Origin of the sequence: Streptomyces huiliensis, from assembly GCF_020037025.1 — a bacterium.
Classification (GTDB): Bacteria; Actinomycetota; Actinomycetes; order Streptomycetales; family Streptomycetaceae; genus Streptomyces; species Streptomyces huiliensis.
Window position 1 is genome coordinate 1 of sequence record NZ_JAIQLH010000036.1, and the last position, 19,840, is coordinate 19,840.

At 72.2% G+C, this 19,840-nt stretch carries 23 protein-coding genes; 17 read left to right on the forward strand and 6 right to left on the reverse strand.

Features of this window, described 5'->3' with window-relative positions; genetic code table 11:
* Positions 1–27 precede the first annotated feature (27 nt).
* The 8 genes from JNW98_RS07840 to JNW98_RS07875 all read left to right on the forward strand — a co-directional run bounded on the left by JNW98_RS07840 (position 28) and on the right by JNW98_RS07875 (position 6,008).
* Positions 28–228, forward strand: coding sequence for a DUF3311 domain-containing protein (locus JNW98_RS07840; protein ID WP_308015519.1), 201 nt, complete (start codon positions 28–30; stop codon positions 226–228).
* A gap of 89 nt (positions 229–317) precedes the next feature.
* Entirely contained in the window at positions 318–1,811 is a 1,494-nt protein-coding gene (locus tag JNW98_RS07845; RefSeq protein WP_223767448.1) for a sodium:solute symporter family protein, read from the forward strand.
* A 112-nt stretch (positions 1,812–1,923) separates the two neighbouring features.
* Positions 1,924–2,238 carry a DUF6412 domain-containing protein gene (locus tag JNW98_RS07850; RefSeq protein WP_223767369.1) on the forward strand — a complete coding sequence of 105 codons (315 nt, stop codon included), beginning with the start codon at positions 1,924–1,926 and terminating at the stop codon, positions 2,236–2,238.
* 125 nt (positions 2,239–2,363) lie between these two features.
* On the forward strand, positions 2,364–3,203 hold the full coding sequence (locus tag JNW98_RS07855) for a YidC/Oxa1 family membrane protein insertase (protein WP_223767370.1): 840 nt from the start codon (positions 2,364–2,366) through the stop codon (positions 3,201–3,203).
* Positions 3,204–3,348: 145 nt separating this feature from the next.
* Positions 3,349–4,206 carry a fumarylacetoacetate hydrolase family protein gene (locus tag JNW98_RS07860; protein ID WP_223767371.1) on the forward strand — a complete coding sequence of 286 codons (858 nt, stop codon included), beginning with the start codon at positions 3,349–3,351 and terminating at the stop codon, positions 4,204–4,206.
* Between the two features lie 200 nt (positions 4,207–4,406).
* Positions 4,407–4,832 (forward strand): hypothetical protein, encoded by a 426-nt coding sequence (locus tag JNW98_RS07865; protein WP_223767372.1) that lies wholly within the window; start codon positions 4,407–4,409, stop codon positions 4,830–4,832.
* 101 nt (positions 4,833–4,933) lie between these two features.
* The gene (locus JNW98_RS07870) at positions 4,934–5,389 is read left to right on the forward strand and encodes an SRPBCC family protein (protein WP_223767373.1); all 456 of its coding nucleotides are present in this window, start codon (positions 4,934–4,936) and stop codon (positions 5,387–5,389) included.
* Positions 5,390–5,441: 52 nt separating this feature from the next.
* Positions 5,442–6,008, forward strand: coding sequence for a GNAT family N-acetyltransferase (locus JNW98_RS07875; RefSeq protein ID WP_223767374.1), 567 nt, complete (start codon positions 5,442–5,444; stop codon positions 6,006–6,008).
* A gap of 6 nt (positions 6,009–6,014) precedes the next feature.
* On the opposite strand, the gene JNW98_RS07880 is transcribed toward JNW98_RS07875, so the two are convergent.
* Positions 6,015–6,224, reverse strand: coding sequence for a DUF397 domain-containing protein (locus tag JNW98_RS07880; protein WP_223767375.1), 210 nt, complete (start codon positions 6,222–6,224; stop codon positions 6,015–6,017).
* Positions 6,224–7,102, reverse strand: coding sequence for a helix-turn-helix domain-containing protein (locus tag JNW98_RS07885; protein WP_223767376.1), 879 nt, complete (start codon positions 7,100–7,102; stop codon positions 6,224–6,226). The genes JNW98_RS07880 and JNW98_RS07885 overlap by 1 nt, the downstream gene beginning before the upstream one ends.
* Positions 7,103–7,309: 207 nt before the next feature.
* Here JNW98_RS07885 and JNW98_RS07890 point away from each other — a divergent pair, with 207 nt between their 5' ends.
* Both JNW98_RS07890 and JNW98_RS36845 read left to right on the forward strand, forming a co-directional pair.
* Positions 7,310–7,648, forward strand: a complete 339-nt coding sequence (locus JNW98_RS07890) for a hypothetical protein (protein ID WP_223767377.1) — start codon at positions 7,310–7,312, stop codon at positions 7,646–7,648.
* Between the two features lie 53 nt (positions 7,649–7,701).
* A complete protein-coding gene (locus JNW98_RS36845; RefSeq protein WP_223767449.1) occupies positions 7,702–7,854 on the forward strand; it encodes a DUF6255 family natural product biosynthesis protein in 153 nt (50 codons plus the stop codon).
* Positions 7,855–7,878: 24 nt separating this feature from the next.
* On the opposite strand, the gene JNW98_RS07900 is transcribed toward JNW98_RS36845, so the two are convergent.
* Together JNW98_RS07900 and JNW98_RS07905 are read right to left on the reverse strand one after the other, a co-directional pair.
* Positions 7,879–8,430, reverse strand: a complete 552-nt coding sequence (locus JNW98_RS07900; RefSeq protein WP_223767378.1) for a GNAT family N-acetyltransferase — start codon at positions 8,428–8,430, stop codon at positions 7,879–7,881.
* Between the two features lie 145 nt (positions 8,431–8,575).
* Positions 8,576–9,658, reverse strand: a complete 1,083-nt coding sequence (locus JNW98_RS07905; protein ID WP_223767379.1) for a Gfo/Idh/MocA family oxidoreductase — start codon at positions 9,656–9,658, stop codon at positions 8,576–8,578.
* A 56-nt stretch (positions 9,659–9,714) separates the two neighbouring features.
* Here JNW98_RS07905 and JNW98_RS07910 point away from each other — a divergent pair, with 56 nt between their 5' ends.
* From JNW98_RS07910 to JNW98_RS07940, 7 genes are all read left to right on the forward strand, one after another.
* On the forward strand, positions 9,715–10,776 hold the full coding sequence (locus JNW98_RS07910; RefSeq protein WP_223767380.1) for an ROK family protein: 1,062 nt from the start codon (positions 9,715–9,717) through the stop codon (positions 10,774–10,776).
* Between the two features lie 147 nt (positions 10,777–10,923).
* Positions 10,924–11,232, forward strand: coding sequence for a hypothetical protein (locus JNW98_RS07915; RefSeq protein ID WP_223767381.1), 309 nt, complete (start codon positions 10,924–10,926; stop codon positions 11,230–11,232).
* Positions 11,233–11,427: 195 nt separating this feature from the next.
* Positions 11,428–12,288, forward strand: a complete 861-nt coding sequence (locus JNW98_RS07920; protein ID WP_223767382.1) for a hypothetical protein — start codon at positions 11,428–11,430, stop codon at positions 12,286–12,288.
* Positions 12,289–12,398: 110 nt separating this feature from the next.
* Positions 12,399–13,178: an HAD-IIA family hydrolase gene (locus JNW98_RS07925; protein ID WP_185944270.1), complete on the forward strand. Its 780-nt coding sequence runs from the start codon at positions 12,399–12,401 to the stop codon at positions 13,176–13,178.
* A gap of 261 nt (positions 13,179–13,439) precedes the next feature.
* The gene (locus JNW98_RS07930) at positions 13,440–14,012 is read left to right on the forward strand and encodes a hypothetical protein (protein WP_223767383.1); all 573 of its coding nucleotides are present in this window, start codon (positions 13,440–13,442) and stop codon (positions 14,010–14,012) included.
* Positions 14,013–14,031: 19 nt separating this feature from the next.
* Positions 14,032–14,694, forward strand: a complete 663-nt coding sequence (locus JNW98_RS07935) for a class F sortase (RefSeq protein WP_223767384.1) — start codon at positions 14,032–14,034, stop codon at positions 14,692–14,694.
* A 162-nt stretch (positions 14,695–14,856) separates the two neighbouring features.
* Entirely contained in the window at positions 14,857–15,927 is a 1,071-nt protein-coding gene (locus tag JNW98_RS07940) for a glycoside hydrolase family 6 protein (RefSeq protein WP_223767385.1), read from the forward strand.
* 24 nt (positions 15,928–15,951) lie between these two features.
* Here the strand turns inward: JNW98_RS07940 and glxA are convergent, their stop codons facing one another.
* Positions 15,952–17,976: a radical copper oxidase GlxA gene (glxA, locus tag JNW98_RS07945; protein WP_223767386.1), complete on the reverse strand. Its 2,025-nt coding sequence runs from the start codon at positions 17,974–17,976 to the stop codon at positions 15,952–15,954.
* Positions 17,973–19,829: a glycosyltransferase family 2 protein gene (locus JNW98_RS07950; RefSeq protein ID WP_223767387.1), complete on the reverse strand. Its 1,857-nt coding sequence runs from the start codon at positions 19,827–19,829 to the stop codon at positions 17,973–17,975. The genes glxA and JNW98_RS07950 overlap by 4 nt, the downstream gene beginning before the upstream one ends.
* Between the last annotated feature and the right edge of the window lie 11 nt (positions 19,830–19,840).

The window sequence follows — 19,840 nt, forward strand, 5'->3', positions numbered from 1 at the left end:
TACGGGACAGCCTTTAGGGTCAACGCCGTGTTGAAGAAACGTCCCGCCCTCCTCTGGCTCCTAGCCCCCTACGTGCTCTACCTCGCCGCCCTCCCCTTGGTGAACCGAGTCCACCCCACCATCCTCGGCCTCCCCTTCCTCTTCTTCTGGCTGCTCCTCGCGACCCTCCTCACCCCGGCAGGGGTATGGCTCACCTACCGCGCCGACCGCAAGCGAGGCCGAGTGTGAACGCCGCCACCGCCGCTACCGCCGCCAACGTCACCACCGCCGCCAACGCCGGCAACGCCACCACCGCGACGACAATCTTCGGCATCTTCATGGTCCTCACCGTCGCCCTCGGCCTCCTCGCCATCCGCGGCCGCGGCAGAGGCGGCGGCATCACCGAGTGGTCGGTAGGCGGCCGCAGCCTCGGCACAGTGATGATCTGGGTCCTGATGGCCGGCGAGGGATACACAAGCTTCAGCTACCTCGGCGCCGCCGGCTGGGGCTACAACTTCGGCTCACCCGTCCTCTACGTCATCGCCTACCTGTCCTGCGGCTACGCGATCGGCTACACCGTCGGCCCGACCCTCTGGTCGTACGCCCGCCGGCACGGCCTCGTCTCGATCACCGACATGGTGGCCCACCGCTACGACCGCCCCTGGCTGGGCGCCCTGGTCGCCGTCCTCGCGACCGTCTGCCTCCTGCCCTACATCCAGCTCCAGATCACCGGCATGGGCGTGGTCGTCTCGACCATCTCCTACGGCGCCATCAGCCTGAACTGGGCTTACTTCATCGCCTTCGCCGTCACCACCGCCTTCGTCGTGATCAGCGGCCTGCGCGGCAGCGCATGGGTCTCGGTGCTGAAGGACGTCCTGGTCATCGGCACCCTCGCCTTCCTCGCGATCTACGTCCCGCTGCACCACTTCGACGGCTACGGCCCGTTCCTCGACCGCCTGGTGGCGGAGAAGCCGGAGTGGCTCACCCTCAGCGGACACGGCGGCAGCGGACTCGGCACGACCTGGTTCGCGACCACCAGCTTCCTCAACTCCCTCACCGTCGTCATCTTCCCCACCACGGTGGCCGGTTACCTGGGCGCCCGCAGCGCCGACGCCCTGCGGCGCAACGCCGTCCTGCTGCCCTTCTACAACGTGTTGCTCTTCGTCCCCATGCTGCTGGGCATGGCGGCGATCTTCGTCGTGCCCGGCCTCACCGGTTCCGGCTCCAACCTGGCCCTGTTCAAGCTGGTCGTCGACTCGCTGCCGGCCTGGCTGGTCGGGGTGATCGGGGTGGCGGCGGCCCTGTCGTCGATCGTGCCGATGGCGGTGTTCATGCTGGTCATCGGGACGATGTGGGGCCGGAGCGTGCTGGGCGCGGTGCCCGCACTCACCAACCGGCCGCGCCGGCAGCGGTTCGCGGCGCAGACCGTGGTGGTCGTGGCGGGCGCGCTGGCACTGATCCTCACCTACGCCGCGCCCAACACCCTGGTCCGGCTCTCGCTCATCTCCTACGAGGGCATGGCCCAGCTCGTCCCCATGATCCTGCTGGGTCTGGTGTGGCGGAGGATGACGCTGTGGGGCGCGCTGAGCGGGTTGGCCGTGGGCGGCGCCCTGGTCTGCGCGCTCGTCTTCACCGAGCACGACCCGGTGGGCGGGGTGAACGCGGGAGCGCTCGCGCTCGGCGTGAACCTCGTCGTCGCCCTCGCGGTCTCGTGGCTGGGCCCGACGCCGGCCGACGACCGACCGGACGATGAGGTACTGGCCTCGGACCCGGGCCCGGAGGAGACCGCCGGTCCGGGTACCGGCCGGGTGCCCGTGGCGGACGGGCCCTGACCAGGGCGGACGGTCCTGCCGACGGCGTTGTCAGTGGGGGCGTCTACTATCGGAACGACTGAAAGACCGCCAGGTCGTATCAGCGACAGGCCGGAGCCAAGGGGGGAGCACGATGAAACGCGTCATCCGCATACACATCGGCATGTTCCTCGCCCTGTGCGCCGAACTCCTGCTCGCCCAGTGCGGGCTGCTGAGCGTCCTCATGAGCGCGGTCGCCGTCGCCTCCACGACCGCCGTCGCGGCGGCCCTGACGCTGTGCGCCGTCCTCGTGGCGGCCGTCCGCACGGGCCCGCTGACCCCCACCCGAATACGCACCGCGATCCGGGACAGGGAACTGCGCACGGCCTTCCTCGCCCAACGCGACCCCGACGCCCGGGGCCGCCGCCGCCCGAGGGCACCCGGCCGTCTCGTCCTGACGGCCGCGTAACCGCTCCCCGCCACCCCGCCGCGTGCAAGCCCCGCCCACCCGGGGCACGCGACGGGCAGGAGCAGCGCGGCTCGTCACGCCGTACCGAACATCCGGCACGACGAGACCCCGTGGAGGGCTCCACCATGTCCTTTTTCGCACCCCTGGGTGCACTCCTGTCCCACGTCGCCGACGCGCTCGAACCCGCCTTCGGCGCCTCGGCGACGGCCGTCACCGTCATCCTGCTCACCCTGTCCGTCCGGCTCTGCCTGCACCCGCTGTCCCGCTCCGCCGCCCGCGGCGAACGGGCCAAGGCGGCCCTGGCCCCCCGCCTGGCGGAGCTGAAGCGCAAGCACGGCAAGGACCCGGAGCGGCTGCGCCAGGCGACGGCCGAGCTGTACGCGGAGACCGGCGTGTCCCCGCTGGCGGGCTGCCTGCCCATGCTCGTCCAACTGCCCGTCTTCTACGTCATGTACCACCTGTTCTCGACCGGCTCCGGAGGTGACCTCCTCGACCACACCCTGTTCGGCGCCCCGCTCGGCGGCCGGTGGACGGGCGCCCTCGCGGACGGCGGCCCGCTGGGCTCACACGGCCTCGTCTACCTCGCCCTGTTCGCGGTGGTGGCCGCCGTCGCCACCTGGACGTTCCGGCGCGCCCGCCGGACGGCCGCCGAGACGCCCCTCCCCGGCGCCGACGCCTCCGTCCCGGGCGCCGAGGCCGTCGCCCTGGTGGCGCGGATCTCGCCGTTCCTGTCCTTCGCCACCCTGATCACCGTTGCGGTCGTGCCGCTCGCCGCCGCCCTGTACGTGGTGACGACGACGCTGTGGTCGGCGGTGGAACGGGCGTACCTCTACCGGACGGAGACCGGTGCGGAGGCTGGTGCGGAGACCGGCACGAAGGCCGGCGGCAAGGCCGGGGCGAAGACCGCTGCGAAGGCCGACGAAGGTGCACAGGAACCCCGGCGCCCCCGTCCCACGACCGGGTGAACGGCGGGCGGTGACGGCCGTCCGAAGGCCGGTCGTCGCCGTCCGCAGGCCGAAACGCCCCTTGCCGACCGCACCCGGGATCTTGGACGATCGACCGGTCGTGCATCCTGCACCGAGTCAGTCGAAGCACCGAAGGGTCGTACCGATGAAGCTGCTCCGGGTCGGCCCGGCGGGGGCCGAACGCCCCGCGCTGCTGGACGAGGAGGGCACGCTGCGCGACCTCTCCGCGCTCGTCCCGGACGTGGACGGCGGGCTGCTCGGCGACCGGCCCCTGCTCGCTCACATCCGGGCGGCCGTCGGCGCGCGCGTGCTCGCGGCCCTGGACCCGACGGACCTGCGCGTCGGCCCGCCGGTGGCCCGGATCGGCAAGATCGTCTGTGTGGGTCTCAACTACCGCGCCCACGTGGCGGAGATCGGCGCCCGCACCCCCGCCGAGCCCGTCCTCTTCCTCAAGGCCCCGGACACTGTCGTCGGCCCGGACGACCCCGTGCTCGTCCCGCCCGGCAGCCTCAAGACCGACTGGGAGGCCGAGCTCGCCGTCGTCATCGGCCGTACGGCCCGCCGCCTGGCCACGGACGAAGAGGCGCTGGACGCCGTCGCCGGCTACACGATCAGCAACGACCTGTCCGAACGCGCCTACCAGCTCGAACGCGGCGGCCAGTGGGACAAGGGCAAGAACTGCGAGACGTTCAACCCACTCGGCCCCTGGCTCGTCACCGCCGACGACGTCCCCGACCCCCAGAACCTGACGATTCGCGCCTGGGTCAACGGCGCGCTGATGCAAGAGGGGAGCACGGCGGACCAGATCTTCCCCGTCGCTCATCTCGTCCGCTACATCAGCCAGTTCATGACCCTCTACCCTGGAGACGTCATCAACACCGGCACCCCGGCAGGCGTCGCCCTGGGCCGGCCCGAGCCCAAGCCGTACCTCCGCTCCGGAGACGTCGTCGAACTCGCGATCGACGGTCTGGGGCGGCAGCGGCAGCACCTCAAGGACGGGTAGGCGCGGCGGCCGTTCGGACGGGCCGGGCGGGGTGCGTTCGGGGGAACGGGCGCGTGTGCTGCCCGAGGGGGTCGGTCGCGATGTGCTTATTTTCGGATATGCGGCACAGTCTTCGCCGGGCCCGTCATCGGGCTCGCCGTCGGGCCCGTCTCGGGGTCCGTCCCACCGCCCGGGCCGCGGTCGCCGCCATCGCGACGGTCGTGGCGGCGACGATCAGCGGCGCCCTGCTCCTCTACGCCTTCACCGACTCCGGCGCCACCGACCCGGACGCCGCGGCCCGCTGCGCGGCGGGCACCCCGGGCGCCTGCGTCGGCGGCTTCCCCCTCGCGGGCGCCGACCGGCTCGAAACCGAGGCGGGCCCGGGCGACGACGCCCGGGATGCCCCGCCCTGGCCCCTCGGCTCCGCCACCCCCACCTCCCTTCCCACCGACCCCGACCTCCGCGCCCGCCTCCCCATCACCGTCGCCCCCTTGTCCGCCGCCCGTCCCGTCGCCGACGCACAGGAACAGGGCCACCGCGGCCCGCCGATGAGCGGTGACATGGCCCTCGGCGGCTCACTCGTCCTCCTGGGCTCGGGCCTGGCCCTGGCCGTCCTCTACCGCTCACGGGAGGAAGAAGACGTGTGACGCGGGCCACTCGCCGATCCGTCACGCCCCGACCCCGTGCCCCGTCCCAACAGCGACCGGCCCCCTGCCCGGGCCGGCCCGCCCCGGAGAGAGGACGAGACATGGAAACCGTGACGGTACGACGCGTCATCGCGGCCCCGATCACCGACGTCTTCGAGTGGTGCGCCACGACCACCAACTACACCCGCTCCCCGTTCGTCCTCAAGGCGCGCCTGGCCCGCCCGGGCGCCGGCGCGCCGTACGGGGTGGGCGCCGTCCGGCTGCACACCTGGCTGATCGGCTGGTTCCGCGAACGCGTCACGGCCTACAACCCGCCGTACGACTTCTCCTACGACGTCGACCGCAGCTTCCCGCCGGCCCGGCACGAACTCGGCCGCATGACCTTCACCGAGGTCCCGGAGGGCACCCTCGTCACCTGGACGACCACCTTCGGCCTCCCCGTCCCGGGTGGCGCCCGCCTCGCCCGCCACCTCGCCAAGCCGGTCATCACCCGCGTCTTCGCCGACATCCTCTCGGCCGCCGACAGGTCCCTCGCCGCATGCCCGGACCGTCGGTGAGAAGATCCGTTGTCTGCCCGACGGTTCGAGACCGAGATCGTGGAGAGAGACGATGTACGCGATACCCCTGGACGACAACGGCGGCGAGCTGGTCCCTCTGGAACCGTGGCACGCCGAGGAGTTCCTGGCTTCCATCGACCGGGGCCGGGACGTCATCGGACGGTTCATCCCGCTGCCGGGCAAGATCACGGACCTGGAGTCGGCCCGCGCCTACCTCCGCTCGTACATGGACAAGACCGCCACCGACACCGGCCGGCTGTACGGCATCCGCGTGCACGGCAAGCTGGTCGGCTCGGTCATGATCCGGCTCATGGACGTCGAACAGGGCACGGCGGAGATCGGCTGCTGGCTCGAACCGACGGCGACGGGCAGGGGTCTGGTCACCCGGGCCGTGCGGCACGTCATCGACTGGGCCGTCGAGGAGCGGGGCCTTCACCGCGTCGAATGGCGCGCGTCGACCGCCAACGAACCCAGCATCGCCGTGGCCCGGCGCCTCGGCATGACGAAGGAAGGCGTGCTGCGCGAACTCTTCCTCCACGAGGGCGAGCGGCACGACATCGAGGTCTGGTCGGTCCTCGCCCCCGAATGGCGAGCCGCGAAGGCCGCCGCTTCCGCCTGACGGCCGTCAACTCAGCCCGTGCGGCTCCCGGACGGCCCGCACGAACGCCGCCCAGGCGCCCGACGCGAAGGTGCAGGCCCCTCGGGGCCGCGCCTTGCTGTCGCGGACGGCTATTCGGCGGTGGGGGACGGGACGGAACTCGACGCACTGCTCGTCTACGTCGGCGCAGTATGAGGACCTCCGCCAGTGGCTCCGCGAGGGGTGGGGGCGTATCACTATGCGCCCCCTTTGTGTTGTTCGAGCTCAAGCACGATGGACTCCATCAGCTCGGCGGACTGTGCTGTCGACAAGGCGGCCGCCTTCAGGCGGGCGATCGTTCGCCAGGATTTCCTGACCACCTCATCATCCTCCAAGTACAAGCTGCCGCCGAGGTACGGGATGTGTACGACATCCAGATCAAGGGGTTTGGGGTACGAGAACACGGTGAACGACCCTTGGACGGCGGTCCACCCGTATTGGTAGAAGGGGACGACCTGGATCGTCAGCTCGGGTTCCCGGTTCACGGCGAGGAGGTGCCGGAGCTGGTCGGCCAGGACGGTCGGACCGCCGATCTGCTGGCGAATGGCACCTTCCTGGAGCAAGGCCAGGTATTGAGGCGGATTATTCCGCCGGAGGACGTTCTGCCGCGCGAGACGGAGATCGACGAAGAAGTCGACGTCCGCGTCGCTGAGGTGCGAGGACACGTCGCGGATGACCGCCGTGGCGTAATCCCGAGTCTGCAGTAGGCCGGGGACGAGCTGGGACTGGAACGCGGTGATGCGCGCGGCATCCGACTCATGGGTCAGCAATTCCTTGAAGTCCGCGTTGAGTCTGCTGCTGTGCCCCCGCCACCAGGTGCGCTGATTTCCCTCGGCGGCGAGCGCGATCAGCCACTTCCGCATCTTCACGTCGGCGACGTCGTACAGAGCGAAGAGCGTCTCCAGCTCCAGGCGGGTCACGCGATGGCGGCCCGTCTCGATGCGGCTGATCTTCGTGTTGTCGGTGTGGATCGCCTGGGCGGCGTCGGTGGCGGTGACGCCCGCCGCCTCGCGGGCCTCTCTGAGGATGGTGCCGAGCCTGCGGCGGCGGGCTGTTCGGCGGGACGCGTGTGCCATGTGCTGCTTCTCCCCTTAAGCGTTCGGGTCCAGCGTGCTGCGCGGGGCGGGCGCGTCGCCTCAATGTGCGGGTTGATCACTCGGAAGGGTGAATACTCCAATTTGGAAGGCTATTCCTTGTCCGGCTGGCGCAGACTGATGGTGCAAGAGCGCAACGGGCAACCTGCACAGGCGGGTTGTTGCCCGACACCGGGGGAGGCGGGGCTCGTGACGTACAGAACCGGCACCTACGTCGTCGACGTGCGGGAGGACCGGCTGGTCCAAGTGATCGGCGCCGTCGGGGATCGCGTGCAGGTCCGCAGGCCGGGCGGCGGGCTGGAGTGGGAAGTGCCGCCGTCCGTACTGCGGTTGGCGACACGCGAGGAGCGCAATGCGGCGGGGCTGCGGCCGTACCAGACCGGCTGCGGCCGGTGCGCGGAGCTGGAGGCGGCGAGGCGGGTCGCCGTGGCCGGTGGCGACAGGGTGGTGTCGGGGAACGCGAAGGCGGCGGTGCTGACCCACTGGGTGACGGAGCACTGCGGGCGCGAAGGCGAGGAGCGGCGATGAGCAGGGGAACGAGCACGGGAACGGCGAAGACACACACCACCACCGGCCGCCTCATGCGGCACTGCCGGCACGCGGCGGGATGGGAATCGCACGGCGGCGCGGACCGCTGCCGCGCCTGCGGGACATGCCGGTTCACGGAATACGGGGCGGTACGACCACCAGGCCCTCTGCCACCGGGGCCGCTACCTCCAGGAGGTGGGGACTAACGGGCACTCACTACCCAGTACCCATCACCGCCTGCGCTCCAGCGACATGACCGCATGGACGCCGTTGCCCCAGGGGTCGGCCTCGGCGATCGTGCGGTAGCCCCAGGAGTGGTACGCGGCCCGGGCGGGGGTCGCGGCGTGGTGGACGGTGAGGAGGGAGCGGTCCGCGTCCGTGGTGCGGAGCAGGGCGTCGTGGAGTCGGCGGGCGAGGCCGCGGCGGCGGTGGGGGGCGCGGACGGCCAACTCCAGTAGGCAGAAGGTCCGGTGCCGGTCGGCTGGGGCGACGTACGGGTCCCACCAGCCGGACCGCAGGTCGAGGGTCGTGCCCAGTGCCATGCCGGCGGGTTCGCCCGTCGCTGTACGGGCGAGGGCCGCGCGGAACGCGGGATGCGCGGCCTCCGCGCGGAAGCGGTCGAAGGTCAGGGCGACGTCCGCTTCCGTCTCGCCGTACGGGGGTTCGGCGAACGCCTCGGCGTAGACCAGGCGGAAGGCGTCCACGGCCCGGACCGCCGCCGGGCCGTCCAGGGTCTCCACGGCGGGGAGGCCGGCCGCGTCGGGGGAGGCGGGATCCGTCATGGCGTCATTGCAGCATCCAGTCCGGCCGGGAGCCGGAGCGGGGTACGGAAGGGGAATCGACCTGCGAAAACCCGGGCGCGCGCCCGTTCGATCACGACCGGCGGCCCACATCCCACATCCACGTCCCACGCCCCACGTCCCACGGTCAGAGCGTGACCGTGCGGCCCTCCGTCGCCGACGTCCTCGCCGCCTCCAGGACGCGCAGCGTCGCCGCTGCCTCCCCGGCGGTGACCGGTGGGCGGCCGCCGGTGCGGAGGGCCTCGACAACGGCCGCGTAGTAGGCGGGGTAGTCGCCGGGGAGGGTGGGTACGGGCTCGCCGCCGCCGGTCAGCGGGGACTCGCCCTCGCCGAGCCGGCCCCAGAGGGAGCGGGGCTCGACGCCCCAGGGGGTGCCGTCGTCCGGGCGGAGGCCCTCGCGGAGGGCGGCCTCCTGCGGGTCGAGGCCGTACTTGACGTAGCCGCCGTCGCTGCCCAGCACGCGGAAGCGGGGGCCGAGTTGGGCGGTGGTGGCGCTCATCCAGAGGTGGGAGCGGACGCCGTCGGCGTGGCGGAGGGCGATGAAGGTGTCGTCGTCAGCCTCGGCGCCGGGGCGGCGGACGTCCGCTTCCGCGTAGACGGTGACGACAGGTCCGAAGAGGGTCAGCGCCTGGTCGACCAGGTGGCTGCCGAGATCGTAGAGGAGGCCGCCCAGTTCGGCCGGGTCGCCGGACTCGCGCCAGCCGCCCTTGAGGTGCGGGCGCCACCGCTCGAAGCGGGACTCGAAGCGCAGGACGCGGCCGAGGCTGCCGTCGCCGACCAGGGAGCGGACGGTGCGGAAGTCGTTGTCCCAGCGGCGGTTCTGGAAGACGCTGAGCAGCAGTCCGCGCCGCTCGGCCAGTGCGCCCAGCTCCTCCGCCTCGGCGGCGGTGGCGGAGAGGGGCTTGTCGACGACGACCGGCAGTCCGGCCTCCAGGGCGCGGCGGGCCAGCGGTACGTGGGTGCGGTTGGGGGAGGCGACGACGATCAGATCGAGTTCGGCGGCGCGGTCGAAGAGCTCGTCGGGGCCGGCGGCGGTCCGGGTGCCGGGGTGCTCGGTGGCGACCTGCCGCTGCCGCTCCGGGTTGGCGGTGACGACCGTGTCGAGGGCCAGGCCCTCGGTGGCGGCGATCAGCGGGGCGTGGAAGAACGACCCCGCGACGCCGTAGCCGATCAGGCCGACGCGGAGGGGGGTGTCGGTGATGCCGTCCATGCCCGCCACTTTGGCAACACTGTTGCAAAAGCGCAAGCGCCCACGACAATGGTTCCGTGAACAGGACCGATCCCGGAGCCAACCTGGCCGCGCTGCGCGACCACAACACCGCCGTCGTCCTCGGGCTGCTGCGCTGCGCCGGCCCGGCCGGTGCCAGCCGGGCCGAGCTGGCCACCCGCGCGGGGCTGACCCCGCAGGCGGTCAGCAAGATCACGAGCAGGCTGCGGGACACGGGCCTGGCCGCCGAGGCGGGCCGCCGCGCCTCCACCGGGGGCAAGCCGGCGACGGCCCTGCGGCTGGTCCCCGGCGCGGCCCATGCCGTGGGGGTGCACCTCGACCGGGACGCCCTCACCGTCACCCTCGTCGACCTCACCGGCACCGAGACCGCCACCCGTACCGCGCCGCTCGACTTCGGGGCCGGGGCCGAAGCCGTACTGGACGCGGTGGCCGGTGCCGTGACCGCGCTGCTCGCCGACCACGCGACCGGCGACGTGCTCGGCGCTGGCGTCGCCGTCCCCGGGCCCCTCGACCACCGCAGCGGTGTGCTGCACCGGGTCACCGGCTTCCCCCGCTGGGACGGCTTCCCGCTGCGCGACGCGCTGGGCGAACGCCTCGGGCTGCCCGTCGTCGTCGACAAGGACACCAACGCCGCCGCCCTCGGCCTCGCCCTCCGCACCCCCCGCGCCACCGGCTCCTTCGCCTACCTCCACCTGGGCACCGGCCTCGGCGCCGGGCTCGTCCTCGACGGCGGCGTCCACCGCGGGCCGCGCACGGGCGCGGGCGAGTTCGGGCACCAGGTCGTCCAGGTCGACGGCCCCCTCTGCGCCTGCGGGGACCGCGGCTGCCTCGAAGCGCTCTGCCTCGCCGCCGTCACCGCGGGCGACACCGCACGAGCGGCCCGGCTCCTCGGCATCGGCGCGCTCAACCTCGTCCGCCTGCTGGACATCGACAGCGTCCTGCTGGGCGGCGGCGCGGTGCTCGCCCGGCCCACGGCCTACGTGGACGGGGTCCGGGACGTGCTCGGCGGCGCGGTCCCGGTCGACGTCGTCCCCGAGGGGGCGCGGGTGGTCGTCGGAGGCGCGGCCGAGCTGGTCCTCGCGCCCCTCTTCGGGGTGTGAGGGGTGACCGGCGTCGGACGGCCGGAAGTTCCCGGCCGCCCGACGCCGGTCACCCCTCCGGGGGAACGGAATGCACCCTTACCGGCTCATCGCGTTGTTCCTCACGTGATGTCCGCATTCCGTGTCGTCCCCCGGAAGGGAACCCCCATGAGAACCGCCGCCCTCCTCCCCGCCCTCGTCGCCGCCCTGCTGTTCAGCGCCGTCGCTCCCGTCACGGCCGCCCCACACGGGATCAGCCGGACCTACCACGACCCGGCGGGCAAGGCCGCCACCCACACCCTCCTCTGCCCGGGGCGCGAGCACGCGCACAGCGGGGGCGCGCAGGTGCACGACCCGCACAACTTCGTGTCCACCTCTCAGCCGACGGACGACCGCCGCGGCTGGACGATCACCACCGAGCCGATCCCGGGCAACAACCGCGCCCGCAAGGTGACCCTCTACGTCCTCTGCGCCTGACTGACCGAACGGCCCCCGCGCCGCCCCCGCACCCCGTCCGGGTGAGCCGGCCCTCGTCCCAACGGGCGGAAGTACGCCGCCGGCCGGGGGACATGTCCGTCGTGTCCTTCGCCATCCGGCGCGCGGCGGGGATGCTCCCGGCCGACCGGAGTTACCGGCCGGAGTGCCGGAGTCCCCAGCCGTAAAGGTTCCCCGATGCCGTTGTCCCGCGCGCTGCCGATCACCGTGACCGCCGCGCTCGTCCTGCCGGCGCTCGCCCTCGGCCCCGCCGGGCCCGCGGCGGCCGGCACCCCGTCCCTCGCGACTGTCGCTCACCGTGCCCACCGCGGCGACCGGCCGGGGTGCGGAGAGGCGGGCCGCACCGAGTTCCCGATCGTCTCCCGGCTCGCCGGCGGCCCGGACGTCTACGAGCGCGGCGCCACCGCGCCCGCCTGGGAGCTGGAGCTCCGCAACGTCACGGGCGAGGACTGCCGGGACGTGCACCCCGTCGCCGTCCTGGCCGACGCCAAGCGGGCGCTCCGGCCCGACCACATCCACCTGGAGTTCTACGACAAGGACGGGGCCCGCTGGCGGCCGGTGCGGTTCGAACGGACCGAGGAGGCCGAGAACGTCGGCGTCTTCGACGGCGGCCCGTCCGGTTTCCGGGGCTTCACCGTCCCGGCCCGCCGGGCGGTCGTCGTCCCGCTGCGGCTCGGTTTCACCGACGCGGCCCCGGACGGGCCGGTCACCGCGAACGTCACCGCGGTCCAGCGGCGCGGCGCGGACGGCGCCTGGGTGGGGGAGTCCGGCGACTACACCTTCACCGTCGCCTCCGCCGCGGCCCCCGCCCCCGTACCCGTCAGGCCGGGCCCCACGCCGCACGCCGTCCCGGTGCCGGGACGCGACCCCGCCCCGCCGGTCCTCGCCGCCACCGGCGGCTCGCACGCCGTCCCCGTGCTCGGCACCGCCGCCGGGGTCTGCCTCGCCGGCGGCGCGGGGCTGCTGGTGTGGGCCCGCCGGATGCGGCGCCGGGGCGAGCCCCCGGCGGCCCGAGGGCCGTCACCGCGGGCTGACTAGGCTGGGAGGTGCCGGCCGGCGGGCGAGCCCCGCCGGTCCGGTTCGTCCCCGATCCGGCGAGGGGCCCGCGGGCCCGGCGACGGGCCGCCCAGCATGGCAGGAGTTCCGCAGTGGCAGAGCGCAAGCCCATCGAGTCCTGGCTCACCGACATGGACGGTGTGCTGATGCACGAAGGCGTCCCGGTCCCGGGGGCGGACACCTTCATCTCCCGGCTCCGGGACTCCGGGAAGCCCTTCCTGGTGCTCACCAACAACTCCATCTACACCCCGCGCGACCTGCACGCCCGCCTCCAGCGCATCGGCCTCGACGTGCCCGTCGGCAACATCTGGACCTCCGCCCTGGCCACCGCCCAGTTCCTGGACGACCAGCGGCCGGGCGGCACCGCGTACGTCATCGGCGAGGCCGGGCTGACCACCGCGCTGCACGACATCGGCTACGTCCTCACCGACGCGGATCCCGACTACGTCGTGCTGGGCGAGACGCGGACGTACTCCTTCGAGGCGCTGACGAAGGCGATCCGGCTGATCAACGCCGGTGCCCGGTTCATCGCCACCAACCCCGACGAGACGGGTCCGTCCGCCGAGGGCGCCCTGCCCGCCACCGGCTCCGTCGCCGCGCTGATCACCAAGGCGACCGGCCGCGAGCCCTACTTCGTCGGCAAGCCCAACCCGCTGATGATGCGAGCCGGCCTCAACGTCATCGGCGCCCACTCCGAGACCAGCGCGATGATCGGCGACCGGATGGACACCGACGTCCTCGCCGGGCTGGAGGCGGGCATGGAGACGTTCCTGGTGCTCACCGGGCTGACCAGGCCCGACGAGATCGACCGCTACCCCTTCCGGCCGTCCCGCGTCGTCGACTCGATCGCGGATCTCACCGAACTGATCTGAAACGGGCACCCGCGGGCACCCGCGGACGTCCGGAGGCTCCCGGACGGCGGACAGCCGCTGCCCGCCGTCCGGGCGGTACGGACATCCGGATCGTCACCGGTTGGAGTAACGGGAGCACGGAGCGGATGCGCGGCCCGTCCCGGGCAGGTGAACTTCTGAGGTATCAGGAGGTTCATCATGGTTTCAGTCCGCTCCGCACTCTGTGGTGCGCTGGCGGCGGTCGCCGTCGGTGCCGCTCCCGCCCATGCCCTAGATGATCCCGTGACCACCCGGACCACGACGGTCGACATCGTCCCTCTCACCGCGAAGCCCGGCGCCGACGTCCGGGTCCGCGTCTCCGGGTGCACCGGCGAACGCGCCACGGCCGTCTCGGAGGCGTTCGTGACCGACGCCAAGCTCACCCGCGACACCACCGGACACCTCGCCGACGCCACCGTCCGCTCCACCACCACCGCCGGCACCTACCCCGTACGGATCAGCTGCGACGGGCGGGACGGCTTCGCCGAAGGCCAGCTGACCGTCATCCAGGACACCGGCGCGGCCTCCCTCACCGAGGGCCACGACGGCCGGGGCCCCGCCGCCCCCGGGCATGACGGACACGACGGCTTCGTCGCCCAAGAACACGCCCAAGAACACGCGCAAGAGCACGCCCAGGAACACGACCACGACCACGGCGTCCCCGTCGCGCCCGTCCCGGCCGGCGGCGGCGGTACCGCCCCCGTCGCCGCCTCGGGCACCCCCGGCACCCCCGGCCTGGTCGTCGGCGGCGTCGGCGTTCTGATCGCGGGCGGTCTGATCTGGTACCGCCGGCGTACCGAGGCAGGCAGAAGGTGAACGGAAGCGACCGGGTGCCATGTCGGAACCACGCGCCAGCGGCTCCGGCCGCCTGCTGACGGGCCTGGCCTGGGCCGCCCTGCTGGTCGCCCTGTGGCTGTGGGGGCGTGAGGTCACCGAGGTGCCCATGAGCTCCTGGCCCGCCACCGGCGACGTGGCCGCCGCGGGCCGGCCGCCCGCCCGGGAGCTGCCGCCGCCGCTCGCCCCGCTGCCCGGAGCCCAGCCCGAGCGGCTGGCCATCCGGGCCATGGGGCTGCGCGCCCCCATCGAGGGCCACGGCCTCACGCCCCAGGGAGCGGTGGAGCCGCCGCCGTACGAGAGGCCGGACGCCGTCGCCTGGTACCGCGGCGGCCCGCAGCCCGGCAGCCTCGGCGCGGCCGTGCTCGTCGGACACGTGGACACCGAACGGGCGCCCGCCGTCTTCTCCGACCTGGGCAAGCTCAAGCGCGGCGAGACCGTGACCGTCAGCCGGGTCGACGGCTCCACCGCCGACTTCACCGTCGAGGACGTCACCGTCGTCGGCAAGGACCGGTTCGACGCCGCCAGGGTCTACGGCCCCCGTGACCCCGGCCGGGCCGAACTCCGGCTGATCACCTGCGGCGGCGACTACGACCGCGCCCGCCGCGAATACAGCGCCAATGTGGTCGTCTCTGCATACCTGACCGGAAGCGGACGAGCCTGAACCGTGCGGGAACAGGCAATTGTGCTCCGAGAGAGCGATCTGCCGTCATGTCATGAGATGACTGCCCACGATCGTGGACACGCTGTGCCAGCATGGGGACGACCGGTTCATTGTCCCGAGGGACCCGAGGCGTCTCCCGGAAGTACACCCAAGGGGGAGTGGATGTACGGCAGTCACACCGGCCACACCCGATCAGCCCGTCCGGCCCTGGCCCGCGGCGGCACCGCGACGGCCGCCCTGGCCGCCGCGCTGGTCGGACTCGCCGGACTCACCGGCTGCTCCTCCTCCGACGACGAGGCCGCGTCCCGTCCGCAGCCGTCCGCCGCCTCCCCCTCCCAACTGCCCCGGGACCACTCCCCGTTCTGGGTGAACCCCAACGGCAACGCCGCCCGGCAGGCGGCCCGGCTCCGCGGCTCCGGCAAGGAGCGGGAGGCCCAGCTGATCGCGAAGATCGCCCAGCAGCCGGTCGCCGAGTGGATCGGCGTCGACGACCCCGAGAGTCAGACCCGCGGCTTCACCGAGGCGGCGGCCAGGGCCGACCGCGACGCCCTCCTCGTCCTCTACAACATCCCGCACCGCGACTGCGGCCAGTACTCCCAGGGCGGCGCCGCCGACGGCGACTCCTACCGCGCCTGGCTGGACCGGGCCGCGAGCGGCATCGGCGACCGCCGCGCCACCGTGATCCTGGAACCCGACGCGCTGCCGCACATGGAGGACGGCTGCACGCCCCAGCAGTTCCACGAGGAGCGGTACGCGCTGCTCAAGGATGCCGTCCGCAGGCTGAAGGCGCTGCCGCGCACCAAGGTCTACCTGGACGCCGGCAACCCCAGCTGGGTCACCCCGGCCGACCGGATGGCCGAGCCCCTGCGCCGCGCCGGCATCGACCGGGCGGACGGCTTCGCGCTCAACGTCTCCAACTTCCAGACCACCCAGGCCAGCAAGGAGTACGGGCGCACCCTCTCGGCGCTGGTGGGCTACAAGCACTTCGTCATCGACACCAGCCGCAACGGGAACGGGCCGCTCTCCGACGGCGACCACGAGAAGGCCTGGTGCAACCCGTCCGGCCGGGCGCTCGGCGAACCGCCGACCACCCGCACCGGCGACCGGCTGGTCGACGCCTACCTGTGGGTCAAGCGGCCCGGCGAGTCGGACGGGGCCTGCAAGGGCGGCCCCGACGCGGGCGAGTGGTGGGAGACGTACGCCCTGGAGCTGGCGCGGAACGCGCGCTCCTGAACCGGGCGCGGCCCTTCGGCGGACTCAGTCCTTCTTCTCGTCCTTCTCCTTCTCCTTCTTCTCGTTGTCCTTCGTCTCCGCCGCCGGCACCTTCACCCACACCGCCTTCGACGGGATGCCCCGCTCGTCCACCACCATGACCATGTACCACCCGGGCGGCACCAGGGACGGGTCCTTCGGCAGGGTCACGGTGAAGCGGTCGGTTCCCTCCTTCTTGAGGTCCAGCGCGATCGACCGCTGCTCGATGTTGGTCACATGGGTGAACGAACCCGGCCGGAGCAGCCGGGCTTTGGCGACTCCGTGCGCGGAGGCGACCCGGTAGGTGGTCTTGTCGCCGAGCTTCACGATCCGCCGGTCGGTGTCCCTGATCTCCGGCCGGTCGCCCTTCCGGAAGAGGTACGGCGGGGTGTACAGGTCGATCTGCTGCTGGAAGACGCCGGGCTGGGTGTTGTCCTTGTCCCGGAAGAGGGAGTCGGAGCCGAACGTCATCACCCGGCCGTCGGGCAGCAGCAGCGCGCCGGAGTGGTAGTTGCGGCCCACCAGCGGATCGGCCACCCGGTGCGAGGCGTTGGCCTTGGGGTCGTAGATCTCGGCCTTGAGGACGTTGGACGCGCTGCGGCCCCGGTAGTCGCCCGAGCCGTTGGTGGTGAGGACCGTGTCGTCCGGCAGGATGACGCTGCTGGGGTAGCGGGCCTTGGCGTACAGCTCCGGGCCGTCGTGGAAGCGGGGGCGCGGGGTGTGCAGGTCGACGATGCGCGTCTTGGCCGTGGACTTCTTGTCCTCGCCGACCCCGCCGCCGCCGAGCACCATGTACCGCTGGTCCTGGGCGGGCGGCAGCAGGACGGACATCGAGGTCTCCAGGGCGTCCGGGTCGCTGATGCCGGGGACGGGGATGAACGAGTTGTTCCCCAGGTCCCACACGCCGGGGTCGCGGCCCTTGTCGGCCGGTCCGTAGCCCGCGTTGGAGCCGGTGTAGAAGATCTTCCCCTTGTCGGTGAGGAAGAGGGCCGGGTAGGTGGGGAAGAACCGCTCCTGCGGGAGGTAGGTCCACTTCTTGGTCTTGGGGTCGTAGACCTCGTTCTTGCCCGGCACCACCTGGCCGATCTCGTCCAGGCCGGAGACGGAGAGGACCTTGCCGTCCTGGAGGGTGGTCAGCGTGGGGTACCAGCGGGCCTCGTTCATCGGGTCGACGGTGACGTAGCGCTCCGCGACCGGGTCGAACTCGAAGGCGTCCTTGATGCCCTGGAAGTCCTTCTTGTCGAAAGACAGCTTGTTGGCGATGCCGTAGAAGTTGCGGCCGTCGTCGCCCTTGAGACCTTCGATGCGGTAGTTGTCGGTGAGGCCGGTGGCGTGCTCCTGGCCCTGCTCCAGCGCCTCCACATAGACCCGGGCGGTGCTGACGGTGACCTTGACCTTGCCGTCCTTGCCCTGGTCCTTCTTGGCGCGCGGCACCAGTACGGCGTCCTTCGACTCGAAGGTCTTGCCGGACTGCTTGCCGGTGAACCGGGTGCCGGCCGGGAAGGTCATCGGCTTGTCCGGGTTCTCGTTGTGGACGATCATCAGCCCGCCCGCCCGGGTGACGTCGCCCTCCAGCTTCTCGTAGCGCTGGGTACCGCCCGCGACCAGCAGCTTCCCGTCCGGCAGCTGGGTGTGGCCGGCGCAGAAGAGGTCCTTGGGGGTGGGGATGTCCTTGAAGGTGTTCTTCTCGGGGTCCCACAGGACCGTCCGGAAGGTCTTCGCCGCGAAGTTGGCGGCGTTGTTGCCCGAGCCGGCGACCAGCAGCACCTTGCCGGTTTGGAGCAGCGCCGCGTGGATCGTGTTGATCCGGTACTCGTCGGGGACGTCCACCACGTCCCAGTGGCCGTTCTCCGCCTTGTACTCCGGCTTGTTGATCTTGTAGTCATGGTACTGGTCGGAGGCGTAGCCCCAGATCGCCGGCCCGTTCATGCCCGCCAGGACGAGGGCCACCGCCGCGCCCACCGCCGTCCGGCGGGTGCGGCGGCCGATGACGGGCCCGGAGCGGCGGTCGGACAGGTGCCGGAGTCTCATGGCTGGGCTCCCTCGGGCTGCTTGCCGTGGCGCGCGGTCCACCACCAGGCGACGACCGGCGCGACCGTGATGACGACGGCCAGGGCCGCCCAGGTGCGCATCGCCGCGTGGCTGTGACCGAGGAAGAACGAGGCCAGCAGCGAACCGCCGAAGATCAGTAGGAAGAAGAGATGGATGCGGAAGGTGCCGAAGAGGGTGTCCGGGCTGGCGGAGTCGCCCTTCGGGGTGACCACGAAGCGGCTCTTGCGGCGCAGGACCGCGTCGAGGAGCGAGCGGGCGTAGATCGGCGCGGAGAGCGCGGACATCACCATGCCGGCGACCCCGCCGGAGCCCTCCGGCTCGTGGGGCGAGACGTTGTGCCGGCGGTTCCAGATGTAGAGGCCGATCTGGAGGGCGGCGGCGTCGCTGTAGAGCATCATCCAGATCTGTGAGTCGATCTGGATGCCGGCCGCGCCCAGGCCCAGGAAGAGGGTGCAACTGAGGGCGCCGAGCATCCAGTTGACCGCGGTCATCGGGTAGTAGATGACCATCAGCGTGTAGTTGAGGAAGGGGCCGGGCGACAGGGTGAAGGGACCCTTCCAGTACTGCTTGATGATCGTCTCGTAGGTGCCCCGGGACCAGCGCAGCTGCTGGGTGAAGAAGTCCGTCCAGGCGTTGGGGCCCTCGCCGACGGCCAGCACGTCGGGCGTGTAGACGGATCGCCAGCGGCGGCCGGTGGCCGGGTTGCGGTGGCGGTGGAGCTCGAAGCCGGTGGCCATGTCCTCGGTGATCGAGTCGTAGAGGCCGCCGACGCTCTTGAGGGCGCTGATCCGCACCGCGTTGTTGGTGCCGACGAACATGGGGGTGCCGTACCGGTTGCCCGCGCGCTGGATGAGGGCATGGAAGAGGAACTGCTGGCTCTCGGCGGCCTTGGTGACCGTCGCGTCGTAGTTCCCGTACACCTGAGGTCCAACGACAAAGGCGACATTGGGGTCACGGAAGTAACCGAGCATGCGCTCCAGGAAGTTGGGCAGCGGCACGTGGTCGGTGTCGACGGAGGCGAAGAAGTCGTAGTCGTCCCCGTGCGCGTCCAGCCAGGCGTTGTAGTTGCCGTGCTTCGTCTTCGCCCGGTGCGGGCCCTTGGGGCGGTTCCACTTCTCGACCCCCTTGCGGGTGAAGTGGCGCACCCCCAGCCGGGCGCACACCGCCTTGACCTCGGGATCGTCGCCCTCGTCGAGGAGCCAGACGTCCACGGGGCCGCGGTGGCGGACCCGTACGGCCGCCTTCAGGGTCCGGGTGACCATCTCGATCGGCTCCTTGCCGGGCACGAACGAGGTGAGGAACGCGACCCGGGTGCCGGTCTCGGGGACGACGGGTATGGGGTCGCGGGCGACCAGCGTGGCGTGGGCGTTGGAGACGACGTTCAGCGTGCGGAAGAGCTCGATCAGCCCGATGGAGACCAGCATGACCAGGTCGAGGACGCGCATCAGCGGGCCGGCGTGGTCGCGCTGCACCCAGTGGGCGGGCTGGAGCAGCCAGAGGAGGAGGACGACGGAGACGACGGGGGCCGCGCCCAGCAGGAGCGCGGCCCGGATCCGGTGCGGCTCGTCGGCCAGCAGGCTGCGGTAGCGCACGGTGTACGGGCCGTCCCCCGGACGGGTGAGCGGGCCGGCGAGCCGGCTGTAGTGCTCGTAGTCGTACCGGGGGTGTAACGGCCGGTGCGTGCGGGGCGGGCGGGACGGGCCGGGCAGGGCTCTGCGCCGTCCGTCGTCCGGCCGCGGGGGCGCGGGGATGCGCAGCCGGATGGTGGTCGACGGGTCGCGGGGCGGATCGTACGGGATCTGCCGCCGCGCGTCGGCAGGCGTGGACGTCATGAGTCATTCCC